The 12421-nt window shown below is 68.9% G+C and carries 12 protein-coding genes; 7 read left to right on the top strand and 5 right to left on the bottom strand.

What is annotated here, in order from left to right; translation table 11 throughout:
• Positions 1–155: 155 nt before the first annotated feature.
• The 4 genes from cobU to bluB are packed head-to-tail and all read left to right on the top strand — an operon-like array spanning position 156 to position 3462.
• Complete coding sequence (gene cobU / locus FBZ87_RS22785) at positions 156–680, top strand: bifunctional adenosylcobinamide kinase/adenosylcobinamide-phosphate guanylyltransferase (RefSeq protein WP_145612882.1); 525 nt, start codon at positions 156–158, stop codon at positions 678–680.
• An 18-nt stretch (positions 681–698) separates the two neighbouring features.
• Entirely contained in the window at positions 699–1319 is a 621-nt protein-coding gene (gene cobO / locus FBZ87_RS22780) for a cob(I)yrinic acid a,c-diamide adenosyltransferase (RefSeq protein ID WP_145612881.1), read from the top strand.
• Positions 1319–2812 carry a cobyric acid synthase gene (locus FBZ87_RS22775; protein WP_145612880.1) on the top strand — a complete coding sequence of 498 codons (1494 nt, stop codon included), beginning with the start codon at positions 1319–1321 and terminating at the stop codon, positions 2810–2812. The genes cobO and FBZ87_RS22775 overlap by 1 nt, the downstream gene beginning before the upstream one ends.
• Positions 2809–3462, top strand: coding sequence for a 5,6-dimethylbenzimidazole synthase (gene bluB, locus FBZ87_RS22770; RefSeq protein ID WP_145612879.1), 654 nt, complete (start codon positions 2809–2811; stop codon positions 3460–3462). The genes FBZ87_RS22775 and bluB overlap by 4 nt, the downstream gene beginning before the upstream one ends.
• Before the next feature lie 71 nt (positions 3463–3533).
• Here the strand turns inward: bluB and cbiB are convergent, their stop codons facing one another.
• Positions 3534–4523, bottom strand: a complete 990-nt coding sequence (cbiB, locus tag FBZ87_RS22765; protein ID WP_145612878.1) for an adenosylcobinamide-phosphate synthase CbiB — start codon at positions 4521–4523, stop codon at positions 3534–3536.
• A gap of 17 nt (positions 4524–4540) precedes the next feature.
• Between cbiB and cobD the strand changes: the two genes are divergently transcribed.
• Positions 4541–5557: a threonine-phosphate decarboxylase CobD gene (gene cobD / locus FBZ87_RS22760; RefSeq protein WP_211107097.1), complete on the top strand. Its 1017-nt coding sequence runs from the start codon at positions 4541–4543 to the stop codon at positions 5555–5557.
• An 11-nt stretch (positions 5558–5568) separates the two neighbouring features.
• Here the strand turns inward: cobD and FBZ87_RS22755 are convergent, their stop codons facing one another.
• The 4 genes from FBZ87_RS22755 to FBZ87_RS22740 all read right to left on the bottom strand — a co-directional run bounded on the left by FBZ87_RS22755 (position 5569) and on the right by FBZ87_RS22740 (position 9465).
• Positions 5569–6492 (bottom strand): substrate-binding periplasmic protein, encoded by a 924-nt coding sequence (locus FBZ87_RS22755; protein ID WP_145612877.1) that lies wholly within the window; start codon positions 6490–6492, stop codon positions 5569–5571.
• Positions 6493–6591: 99 nt separating this feature from the next.
• A complete protein-coding gene (ybaK, locus tag FBZ87_RS22750; RefSeq protein WP_145612876.1) occupies positions 6592–7077 on the bottom strand; it encodes a Cys-tRNA(Pro) deacylase in 486 nt (161 codons plus the stop codon).
• A 34-nt stretch (positions 7078–7111) separates the two neighbouring features.
• A complete protein-coding gene (locus FBZ87_RS22745; RefSeq protein WP_145612875.1) occupies positions 7112–8116 on the bottom strand; it encodes an alpha/beta hydrolase in 1005 nt (334 codons plus the stop codon).
• A gap of 98 nt (positions 8117–8214) precedes the next feature.
• Positions 8215–9465: an MFS transporter gene (locus tag FBZ87_RS22740; RefSeq protein ID WP_145612874.1), complete on the bottom strand. Its 1251-nt coding sequence runs from the start codon at positions 9463–9465 to the stop codon at positions 8215–8217.
• 377 nt (positions 9466–9842) lie between these two features.
• On the opposite strand from FBZ87_RS22740, the gene FBZ87_RS22735 reads away from it, so the two are divergent.
• Complete coding sequence (locus tag FBZ87_RS22735; protein WP_246134538.1) at positions 9843–11870, top strand: TonB-dependent receptor plug domain-containing protein; 2028 nt, start codon at positions 9843–9845, stop codon at positions 11868–11870.
• Positions 11871–11883: 13 nt separating this feature from the next.
• Positions 11884–12342, top strand: coding sequence for a hypothetical protein (locus FBZ87_RS22730; protein ID WP_145612872.1), 459 nt, complete (start codon positions 11884–11886; stop codon positions 12340–12342).
• Positions 12343–12421: the final 79 nt, after the last annotated feature.

The following is a 12421-nucleotide window of genomic DNA, read 5'->3' as shown; positions in this document are numbered from 1 at the left end:
CGGGGGCGGGGTGTCCCGGCGGAACCGGTCAGCGGCGCGGCGGGTCCCAGGGGCCCCGTGGCCGCTCGGTCTCGTCGACAGGTAATCCCCTCCTTCCGGCTGGTCTTGGCCTCTGATACCACGGGTGCATGAGGCCGGTGGGATGGAACTGACTGATGACGCATGAGCACACGGCCGTCCCTGGCGTCACTCTGGTCCTGGGCGGGGCCCGCTCCGGCAAAAGCCGCTTCGCCGAGGGGCTGGTGACCGCCCTGCCCGGGCCCTGGACCTATATCGCCACCGCCCAGGCCTGGGACGACGAGATGCGCGACCGCATCGGCCGCCACCAGGCCGACCGCGTGCCCGGCTGGACGACGGTGGAGGCGCCGCTGGACCTTGCCGGCGCGCTGGCCGCCCCCGGCGACGGGCCGGTCCTGGTCGATTGCCTGACGCTATGGCTGACCAACGTCATGCTGGCCGACCGCGACGTGGTCGCCGCCGTCGCCACGCTGGAGGGGGCGCTGGCCGCCCGTACGGGCGCCACCGTCCTGGTGGGGAATGAGGTAGGCATGGGCATCGTGCCGGAGAACGCGCTGGCCCGCGCCTTCCGCGACCACGCCGGCCGGCTGCACCAGCGCCTGGCGGCCACGGCGTCGCAGGTGTTCCTGACGGTGGCGGGCCTACCCCTGAAAGTGAAATAAGAGCGGAAGGAGGTAGCCATGGCCGATCTTGAGTCCCCGGATGACGAAGGCGCCCGCCATCGCGAGAAGATGCAGAAGCGCAAGGCCGTGCAGGACGCCCGTGTCGCCCAGGCCACCCGGGAGAAGGGCCTGCTGATGGTCCACACGGGCCCCGGCAAGGGCAAGACCACGGCGGCGCTGGGCATGATGCTGCGTACCGCCGGGTATGGCCTGCGCGTGGGTTTCATCCAGTTCGTGAAGGGCAACTGGGCGACGGGCGAGCAGACGGCGCTGACGCGCTTTTCCGACCTGATCGACCACCATGTGATGGGCGAGGGCTTCACCTGGGATACCCAGGACAAGGAGCGGGACATCGCCGCCGCCGTCCGCGCGTGGGAACTGGGCCGCCGCATGCTGGCCGACCCGCAGTACCACCTGGTGGTGCTGGATGAGATCAACATCGTGCTGCGCTACGGCTACCTGGATGTGGCCGATGTTCTGGCCGGGCTGAACGCCCGCCTGCCCGACACCCATGTCCTGGTCACCGGCCGCAACGCCAAGCCCGAGATCATCGAGGCTGCCGACCTGGTGACGGAGTTTCAGGCGGTGAAACATCCTTTCCAGGCCGGCATCAAGGCGCAGCGCGGGATCGACTTCTGATGGCCGACCGCACCGCCGGGGGCGCCCGCGCCCTGATGATCCAGGGCACCGGTTCGGACGTGGGCAAGTCGCTGCTGGTGGCGGCCCTGGCCCGGGCCTATACCCGGCGCGGCCTGCGGGTGCGCCCGTTCAAGCCGCAGAACATGTCCAACAACGCCGCCGTGACACCGGACGGGGGGGAGATCGGCCGCGCCCAGGCGCTGCAGGCCCGCGCCTGCGGTGTCGCGCCCTCGGTGGACATGAACCCGGTGCTGCTGAAGCCGCAGACGGACCTGGGCGCGCAACTGGTGCTGCGCGGCCGCGTGCTGGGCAATGCTCAGGCCTCGGCCTACCAGCGCCGCAAGGGGGAACTGCTGCCGGCCGTGCTGGAAAGCTTCCACCGCCTGCGGGGGGAGTGCGACCTGGTGGTGGTGGAAGGGGCGGGCAGCCCGGCGGAAACCAACCTGCGCGCCGGGGACATTGCCAACATGGGCTTCGCCCGCGCGGCCGGTGTACCGGTGGTATTGGCCGGCGACATCGACCGGGGTGGGGTCATCGCCAGCCTGGTGGGCACCCATCGCGTGCTGGACGTGGAGGATCGCGCCCAGATCCGCGGCTTCCTGATCAACAAGTTCCGCGGTGACGTCCGCTTGTTCGAAAAGGGCGTGACGGAGATCGAGGCCCGCACCAGCTGGCCCTGCTTCGGCGTCATGCCGCACCAGCCGGCGGCAGCCCGCCTGCCGGCCGAGGACGGCATGGACTTGGCCCACTGGGCGAAACGCGCCTCCGGTGGAGCCTTGCGCGTCGCCGTGCCCATGCTGTCGCGCATCGCCAATTTCGACGACCTCGACCCCCTGCGGCTGGAGCCGGGCGTTACGGTGGTGATGGTGCCCCCCGGCCGGCCCCTGCCGGGCGACGCCCACGGCGTCATCCTGCCGGGGTCCAAGGCCACCCTGGCCGACCTGGCCTTCTTCCGCGCGCAGGGGTGGGACATCGACCTGGCAGGCCATGTGCGTCGGGGGGGCTGGGTGCTGGGCCTGTGCGGCGGCTATCAGATGCTGGGCCGGACGGTTGCCGACCCCGACGGCATCGAGGGGCCGCCCGGCATCGCCGCCGGCCTGGGCTACCTGGACGTGGAAACCGTGCTGGCCCCGGCCAAGACCCTGCGCGCGGTGACGGGCCACGACGCCGCCAGCGGGTCGGCCCTCACGGGGTATGAAATGCACCTGGGTGTGACCCAGGGGCCGGACCGCGCCCGGCCGCTGCTGTATCTGGAGGCGGAGGGTGGCGAGGCGGTGGCGGAGGGGGCGGTCAGCCTTGATGGCCGCATCGCCGGCACTTATGTCCACGGCCTGTTCGGCCATGACGCCCAGCGGGCGGCATGGCTGCGGCGATGGAACGTGGCGCCCGGCCTCGATAGTTATGACGGCACGGTGGAGGCGGCGCTCGATGAGTTGGCCGAGGCCGCCGAACGCCACCTGGATCTCGACGCACTATGGGCCATCAGCCGATGACCGCTCCCGACAGGCCGTGCCCCGACTTCGACGCCGACTTCCGGGCCCACTTCCGTGACCTGCTGGTCTGGCGGCGCGACGTGCGGCGTTTCCGCACCGATCCGCTGCCCGATGGATTGCTGGAACGGCTGCTCGACCTGGCCTGCCTGGCGCCGTCCGTGGGCCTCAGCCAGCCCTGGCGCTTCGTCCGGGTGGACGATCCCGCCCGCCGCGACGCCGTGCGGATGGAATTCGAGCGCTGCAACGCCGAGGCGCTGGCCGCCCAGGCGCAGGATCGCGCCCGCCTGTACGCCCGCCTGAAGCTGGCGGGCCTGCGCGAGGCGCCCTGCCACCTGGCGGTGTTCGTCGATCCCGACCCGACGCAAGGCGCCGGCCTGGGCCGCCGCACCATGCCCGAGACCCTGGCCTATTCCGCCGTCGCGGCCATCCAGACGCTGTGGCTGGCAGCGCGGGCGGAGGGGATCGGCCTCGGCTGGGTTTCCATCCTGCGGCCAGAGGTGATGAACGGCCTGCTGGCGGTGCCGGCCGAGTGGCGCCTGGTGGGCTATCTTTGCATCGGCTACCCCGCCGAGCCGGACGACGTGCCCGAACTGGAACGCGCCCACTGGGAACAGCGGCATCCACTGTCCGACGTGCTGTTTCAGAGATGAGGGGGATGGCTTTTTTGCCCTCAAATGCCGGGCGGCCGCATCCGCGGGTTTGGCTTCCCCGCATTTTCGTCCTAGCTTATCCAGGCGGCGATCAGCGCCAAGCCCCACAGCAGGGCCAGGCTGCGGCGGTAAAGGCTGAGGCCGGCCTCGATGTCGGCGGCGGTGGCCTCGGCCCGGCCGTCGCCCATCCAGTGGTCGTCCACCCGCACATCGCCATAGGTGCGGGGACCGGCCAGGCGCAGGCCCAGGGCGCCCGCCATGGCGGCCTCCGGCCAGCCGGCGTTGGGGCTGCGGTGATGGCCGGCGTCACGGCGGACGGCAACCAACGCCGCCTTGGCCCCGGCGGGGCCGCGCGTCCAGGCCGCCAGCACCAGCAGCAGGGCCGTCAGGCGCGAGGCCGGCAGGTTCACCACGTCGTCCAGCCGGGCGGCCGCCCAGCCATAGGCCTCATGCCGGGGGGTGCGATGGCCCACCATGCTGTCGGCGGTGTTGATGGCCTTGTACGCCAGCACTCCCGGCAGGCCACCCACCGCCAGCCAGAAGGCCGGCGCCACCACCCCGTCGGAAAAGTTCTCCGCCAGGCTTTCGATGGCGGCGCGGGCCACGCCGGCCTCATCCAGGCTGGCGGGGTTGCGGCCGACGATGTGCGATACCGCCTCCCGCCCGCCCTCCAGCCCGCGCTGGCGCAACGCGCGCGGCACGGCGGCGACGAAGCGGTGCAGGCTGCGCTGGGCCAGCAGGCTGCTGGCCACCAAGCCCATCGCCACGGTTCCCCAAAGGCCGCCCAGGCGCGCCAGCAAGGATTGCAGCAGGACGCCAACGGCCAGCGCCACCCCCACCAGCACCAGCTCGGCCAGGATGCCGGCCGCCTTGCGCCAGGCCACCGGCCGTTCCGCCTGGTTCCAGGCGTGGTCCAGCCCGCTGATCAGGGCACCGATCCACACCACCGGATGGCGGATGCGGGCGTACAGGGCGTCGGGATAGCCCAGCAGGGCCTCCAGCGCCAGGGCGGCCAGGGCCAGCCAGGGCAGGGCGGGGTAAAGCGTGGGGAAGAGGCTCATGATGCCTGGGGTTTAGCATGATGACGCCCGAAATCCAGATCCGTCATGGCGGCGACCTGACCCAGGCGGCGGCCCTCTTTCCCGATGCGCCCGGCCCCTGGGTCGATCTCAGCACCGGTATCAATCCCTGGCCCTATCCCTTGCCCCCCATCCCGCCCGTCGCCTGGACGGGCTTGCCCACGCGCGGTGACCTGCGGGCGCTGCTGGCGGCGGCGGCCTTGGCTTATGGCGCGCCGGGGCCGGACAGCCTGGTGGCGGCACCGGGATCGGAGCTGCTGATCCAAACCCTGCCGCGTCTGCGCGCCGCCGGGGAGGTGGCCATCGTCGGCCCCACCTATGGCGACCACGCCCGTGCATGGGCCGCCGCCGGCCATGCCGTGCGTACCGTGACGGCACCTGAGGACGCGGTAGACGCCGCCGACGTGGTGGTGCTGTGCAACCCCAACAACCCCGATGGTCGCGCCTGGGAGGTGGGTGACCTGCTGGATCGGGCCGCCCGTCTGGCTGCGCGCGGCGGCTGGCTGGTGGTGGACGAGGCCTACGCCGACCTGGACCCCACGCGCAGCCTGTGCCTGCACGCGGGTGCGCCGGGGCTGGTCATCCTACGATCCTTCGGCAAGTTCTTCGGCCTGGGCGGTGTGCGCCTGGGTTTCGTCCTGGCGCCGCCGGCGCTGCTGGACGCGGTGCGCCTGGCGCTGGGGTCCTGGGCCGTCAGCGGCCCCGCGCTGGCGGTGGGTGCGATGGCACTGGCCGACCTGGGCTGGCAGGCCACCATGCGGCGCCGGCTGAGCGCTGCGGCGGAGGCGCTGGACAATGTGCTGCGGGCCGGGGGCCTGCGCGTTATCGGCGGCACGGCGCTGTATCGGCTGGTGGATGCTGGTGACGCCGCCGCCCTTTGGCGGCACCTGGCCCAGGCCGGCCTGTGGACGCGGCCCTTTCCGGAACACGCTGGCTGCCAGGCCTGGCTGCGCCTGGGCCTGGCAGCGGACGTCGGCGCGCTGGACCGCCTGGCGGCGGCGCTGGCGGCAATCTAAAGGCGCGTGCTCTACCGGTCGAACCAGTATTTGTCCGGCAGGGCGGCCGTCTCCGGCGACTGGACCGGGTTGGGAATGTCAATGCGCCGGCGGGTGTCCAGGTGCGCCTCGGCCAACAACTTTCGGATGGCAGGGTGCCCGTTGAAGTATTTCAGGAAGGAGCCATCATCGGAGGCGCGGCGCAACCCCTCCTCGATGGTCGCGGCCAGGGCCTCGTCCTTCTTGTTGGTGAAGAAGTACAGCGGCAGCCGATAGACCAGCAGCAGGCTATCCTCCACCGCCAAATCCGGGCAGTCGGCGGCATGCGCCGCTAGCTCGGCATAGATTTCGCTGGCGCCGCGGGGGAAATAGTCCAGGCGTCCCTGCTGCATGAGGCGGAACAGCAGGTCATAGCGGAAGGTCTCGACCGGCAGCCCGGCTGCCTGGAAGATGTCCACGTCCGTCCAGCCCAGACCCTGGCCGGCCGTCAGCTGGCGCAGGTCGTCCAGGCTCCGCACGGCGGTGAAACGGGGCTGGTTCTGCCGGCGGATGATAAACAGGCGATAGCCCAGCAGGCCCCGGTAGAGGGGGATACGGATGGGACGCAGCTCGCGCTCCAGTTCCGCGTTGCTGCCCACCCAGGCAAGGTTGATGACGGCACCCGCCTTCAGCGCCGCCACGGCCCGGGTGCGTTCCATCAGGGTGTCGCTGGATTGCAGGGTGTAGCGGACGCCCATCTCATCCAGCGCCAGGCGCAGCAGGCCCAGCGGATAGTCGGCACGGGGGTCGTCGCCGGATTCCACGTATCGGGGGTAGATGATGGAAAGCGGCGGGGCGCTGGCCTCGTTCTCCACCGCGCCGGCCATGGCACGCCGGCAAGCCAGGGCACAGACCAGGACCACGAACGCGACCGTGGCCAGGCGCCAGGCCCGGACGGCGCTGCGGACATGCGACATGCTTCCTCCCGACCGGCGGCGCCTCTTGATGTGGGCGCCGTTCGGATGGGGAGTATGTTCAGGCCAGGGGCTCGGTGGCAACGGGGCGTAAGGTTGGGATCAGGCCGTGATGTCGGCCCAGCGCGCATTGGCGGCCTTGACCAGGTCGGCCGGGGCCAGCGCCAGTTGCAGGCCGCGGCGCCCGCCGTTGACGATAATCTCCGTCAGCGCCTCCGCCGACCGATCCAGGAAGGTGGGCAGGGTACGCCGCTGGCCCAGGGGGCTGATGCCGCCCACGACATAGCCGCTGCTGCGCTCCGCCACCGCCTGGGGCGCCAGGTCCGACTTCTTGGCCTTGGCCGCCGCGGCCAGCGCCTTCAGGTCCAGGCGTGCGCCGGCCGGGATGATGGCACAGGCCAGACCCCCCGGCCCTCCCTCCAGTTGGCAGACCAGGGTCTTGTAGACCAGAGCGGGATCCAGCCCCAGCGCCTCCGCCGCGGCCAGGCCGATGGCGGCGGCGTTGGGGTCGTAGTCGTATTCCAGCAGGCGATAGGCCACCCCCGCCGCCTCCACCGCGCGCACCGCCGGTGTTCCCTTGGTCGCCATGGTTCCTCATCCCCCTTCAGCTGGGGGCAGCGTATCAAATCCCCGCACCGTCGATGAAATTGTAAATGTCGAAGGATGCCAGGCCCTTGGCAATGTCGCTCACCGCCTTTTGCGCCTGGGGCAGGCGGCCGCCCAGGGTGATGAAGCCGTGCACCATGTCGGGATAGACGGTGTGCAGCACGGGCACCCCGCTGCCGGCCAGGCGGGCGGCATACTCCCGCCCCTCATCCTGCAGCACGTCCAGGCCGGCCGTCAGGATGACAGCGGGCGGCAGGCCGGCCAGGCTGCCGGCCAGAAGGGGCGACAGGCGCCAGTCATTGCAGTCGGCGCCGTTCACGTAGTTATCCACGTACCACAGGTACTGCTCCCGGCTCATGAGATAGCCGCCGGCGCGGCGGTGGTGGGATGGGCGGTCGGCGTTGAGATCCGTGCAGGGGTAGATCAGCACCTGGGTCTTCAGGTGCGGCCCGCCCTCGTCCCGTGCCTTCAGCGCCAGCACGGCAGCCAGGTTGCCACCGGCGCTGTCGCCGGCCACGCCGATGGCCAGCGGGTCGATGGCCAGGCGCTCCGCGCTGGCAGCCAGCCAGGTCAGGGCGGCCCAGGCGTCGTCCAGGGCGGCGGGATAGGGATGTTCCGGCGCCAGGCGGTAGTCCACCGCCACCACCGTGTGGCCGGAGGCCGCCGCCAACTGGCGGCACAGGATGTCATGGCTTTCCAGATTGCCGATGGTCCAGCCGCCGCCGTGCAGGAACAACAGCGCCGGAACCGGCCGCCAGCCGAAATTGGCGCGATAGATGCGCACCCGCAGGGGGCCGCCCGGCCCGCCGATGATCTGGTCCATGACCGAGGCCAGGGCCGGCGGCTCCGGCGCCAGGGGGCGGCGGCTTTCCACATAGCCGGAACGCAAGGCGTCCAAGGGGATATCGCGATACCGGGGCGGTCCGATCTCCCGCAGCAGGTCGGCCAGGGCCGGGGGCACGTCATCCGGCACGAAGAAACCGCCATCGTCGGGCGGGGGGTGGGCGGGGCTGGCGGCCATGACATCCTCACGAGAATTACCGCGTGATGCGCAGTATGACCGCCTAAATAAACTCAAGTCAATGTGTTATATTCCGCATATAACATAAATAGATTGTTCTATTGGGTGCGCCGGGACGCAAGGCCCAGGGCGTTCAGGATCAGCAACCCCAGCAGGCCGCCCACGAACAGGGTGATCCCGGTCCATTCCCAGCCGTGCCAGAAGAAGCCGCCGGCCGTCCCGGCAAGGGTGGAGCCCATGTAATAAGCGAACAGGTAGAGGGCGGAGGCCTGGCCCCGGTGCTGCCGGGCGCGCAGGCCGATCCAGCCGGATGCCACCGAATGCACGCCAAAGAAGGCGAAGGTGAACAGGCCCAGGCCCAGCGCCAGCGTGTCCAGCCGCGCGATGTCCATGATGCCCAGGCCCGCCAGCATCAACACGGACGACGCCACCAGCACCCGGCCGGGGCCGAACCGGCTGGACAGCCCGCCGAACAGGGGCGAGCTGATGATGCCGAAGACATAGACCAGGAACAGCACGGCCACCGTGGCGGGGGGAACGCTCAGGGGCGGCGCCTGCAGGCGGAAGCCGACATAGTTGAACACGGTGACGAAGGCGCCCATGGCCAGGAAGCCGGTGGCGAACAGGGCGACCAGTCCGCCGTCCGACAGGTGCAGGCGCCAGGCGGCGGTAAGGCCGCTCCACAGGCCACCCTCGCGCTGGCGGAAATGGCGTGACGGTGGCAGGGCCGTGGCCACGGTGAGCGCGGCCAGGATGCCCACCGCGCCCACCAGGCCCACCGCCACCCGCCAGTTCGAAACGTCGGTGATCAGCACGGTCAGGATACGGCCGGCCATGCCGCCCATGGCGGTGCCGCCGATGTACAGTCCCATGGTGAGGCCGGCGGATTTCGGGTTCACCTCTTCCGCCACATAGGCCATGGCGACGGCGGGCAACCCGCCCAGCGCCAGCCCGGCCAGGGCCCGCAGCACCAGGAACAAGGGCCAGCTGGGCGCCAGCGCGCTGGCCAGGCCCAGGCTGCCGGACAGGGCCAATGACGCTACCATGATCCCCTTGCGCCCCGAGCGGTCGGAGATGGCACCGGCCACCAGCAGGGCCACGGCCAGCGCCGCCGTGGTCACGGACAACGACAGGCTGGCCCCCGGCGGGCTGGCGCCATAGGCGCGCACGAAGTCCGGCAGCAGCGGCTGCACGCAATAGAGCGTGGCGAAGGTGGAAAATCCCGCCACGAACAGGATGGCCGTCACCCGGCGATAGGCCGCGGTGCCGACCTCAAGATAGGGCAGGTCTTTACCAATCTGGGTCGCGGATGCCGCCGGGGCGGTGGTGGTGGGTGTGTCGCTGGGCATGCCGAACCTTCGGGCCAGGGGAACGCGCCATTTGGCGGTGCCCCTGCCAAGGCCTTGCCGCCACATGTCTTTTTCGCAGGAAGACGGGCCCGCCGATAGTGTCGCAGTCGCATGGCACCAATCCAACCATCGGCGACATACCCAAGTAGCGACTACCGAATAATGGATCAGATAAAATTTTATGTATTAAGGATGTAGAGGGAATTGATTAAGTAATCATGGTAAATGTACAGTTAACAACAAAACATTTTATAAAAAATACCCTTTGGAGTATCCAAAAGAATATATTGCTCAGGTTGTTATGTGAACCAGTTAACCCGAAACAATCCGTCGTCGTCTTGTCTCGGGTGAGTTGGGGTTAAAGAATGAAAAACACCATGCGTTTGAAGTCCAAATTGGCGCGTTCGCCGTCCCGGCTGGTGCTGACGCTGTTGGGTGTCGCTATCGCGTCCAGTGCGCAGGCCCAGTCCATGAACTACGGGTCGCTGGAAGACCTGTTCGGCGAGGCGGTGACGACCTCGGCCACCGGCCAGCCGCAGCGCGCCAGCGAGGCGCCGGCCCCCATGACCATCATCACCGCGGACGAGATCGCCCACTCCGGCGCGCGCACCATTCCCGACATCCTGAACCGGGTGGCCGGCGTGGATGTGCTGTCCTGGGGTGTCTCCGGCGCCGACGTGGGCGTGGATGGCTACAACCAGGGCAACAACCCGCGCCTGCTGGTGCTGGTGAACGGCCGCCAAGTCTACCTGGACCATTACGGTGTAACCATCTGGTCCGCCATCCCGGTGCAACTGCCCGAAATCCGCCAGATCGAGGTGGTGAAGGGCCCGCAGGCCGCCCTGTTCGGCTTCAACGCCGTCTCCGGCGTGGTCAACATCATCACCTATAACCCCCTGTACGACGATGTTGGCGCAGCCCAGGTGACCGTCGGCAGCCAGGGCCAGAAGGAGTTTGACGCGGTCAAGAGCGTAAAGCTGGGCGACAAGGTCGGCGTGCGCTTCTCCGCCGGCGGCTGGAACATGGATGAGTACGGCACCGCGTCCGACAAGTTGGTCCAGGGCCTGCGCGGCAACGGCTCCATGCGCCGCGCCGCCTCCATGGACAGCTTGGCCCAGATCACCCCCGATGTGCAGGCCGGCTTCGAAGGCACCTGGAGCCGTGCCGACGAATTCGGCATGACCGCGCTGCAAGGCCCCACGCAGGGCCAGTACCAGACCCGCTCCTTCAAGGGCACGGTGAAGGCCAATACAGACTGGGGCCTTGTCGATGCCACCGCCTACAGCAACCACTTGGACTACCATCTGAACCTGTTGAATAACGGCGCCATCACCTCCGTGGCATCCGATACCGACACCACCGTGGTGCAGGTGCAGGACCTGGTGAAGCTGACGCCTACGCTGACCACCCGCGTCGGCCTGGAATACCGCGACAACAGCATCGACAGCTCCCCGGGCAAGGGCGCCACAACCGGCTATCAGGACTTTGCCCTGTCCAACATGTACAATTGGCAGGCGTCCGACACCCTCAGCCTGACGTTGGCCGGCCGCTGGGACCACACCTGGCTGAACCGCAGCGGGTTCGCACCGGTGCCCTTCACCACCGCCGACTATAACAACCGTGCCTTCGACACCTTCTCCTACAACGCCGGTGTCGTTTGGCATCCGTCGGCTGACGATACCATCACGGCCACGGCCGGCCGGGGCATCCAGTCACCTACCCTGATTGAACTGGGCAACAACACTGTCAGCAAGCAGGCACCCGGCTCGGTCCAGGTTACGGGCAATCCTTATGTCAACCCGACCGTGGTGACGAATTACGAACTGGGTTACCAGCGAGCCATTTCCGCCATTAACGGCGCCGCCAAGGTTTCCGCCCTGTATCAAAAGACCGAGGACTACAAGTCCATCGCTTTCAGCTCCATCCATTTCATCAATGGCTACCCCACCATCTTGTTGGGCGAGAATTTCGGCAACAGCAAGGAATGGGGCACCGAGGCCGAACTGCACGGCAAGCTCGGCGGCATGCGTTGGTCGGCGTCGTGGACGTGGCTGAACCCCATCGACAGCTTCACCTTCAAGCCGGGGACAGTGCCGGTGAATTATCAGCGCTCAACGCCCAAGAACACAGTGAAGGGCAATGTCGGTTATGACTTCGGCCGATGGACCACGGACCTGTTCCTGTATTGGAAGTCCGACTACGCCGCCTATTACCAGACGGCCAAGGGCCCCGGCCTTTATACCGTCAGCCAGGGCCTGACCGCCCAGGCCGCCGTCTCCTACAAGGTCAGCGACGATTTCTCCCTGACGCTGGCGGGCAGCAACCTGCTGCAGGACCACACCCAGCTGGCCGTGACGCCCCAGGCGGAACGGCGTGTCTGGGGAACGGCCACGTACAAGTTCTAAGGGGGAAAGAGTAATGAACAGCATGATCCTGAAGACCGCCGTGCTGGCCGCCGCCCTGTCGGTGTCCGGCCTGGCCGGTGCGGCGGAGATGGACGCCAAGCAGGTGACCATCGCCGCCAAGGCCCTGGGCTTCCTGACCACCAAGGCCCCTGCCGGTGCCAAGGTGGTGGTGACCGCCGGCGCCGCCCCGGTGGCGGCGGTGCAGGCGGCCCTGCCGGGTGCCGCCGTCGCCGCCGGTGACGCCGCCCCGGGCGCCTACGCCGTGTTCGTGTCCTCCGCCGCCGAGGGCAAGAAGGCCTTGGCCAAGGGCACTGTCACCGTGGGCAACGACGTCGCGTGCGTCGATGCCGGCGGCTGCGTCATCGCCGTCGAGACCACGCCCAAGGTCACCATCTACGTCAGCAAGGCGGCGGCAAGCGCCGCCGGTGTCGAGTTCGACCCGAACTTCAAGATGATGGTCACCGAGAAGTAAGGACCCCGGGCGGGCTCCCGAGGGGTGGGGTGGGCGGCTGGGTTGGGCCGTCCATCCCGCCGACGCCTTGGGGGTGCCC

It is taken from the genome of Nitrospirillum amazonense (assembly GCF_007828035.1).
GTDB classification, from domain to species: Bacteria; Pseudomonadota; Alphaproteobacteria; order Azospirillales; family Azospirillaceae; genus Nitrospirillum; species Nitrospirillum amazonense.
Note: the sequence above shows the minus strand (reverse complement) of the source record. Positions and strands in the feature narration are given on the sequence as shown.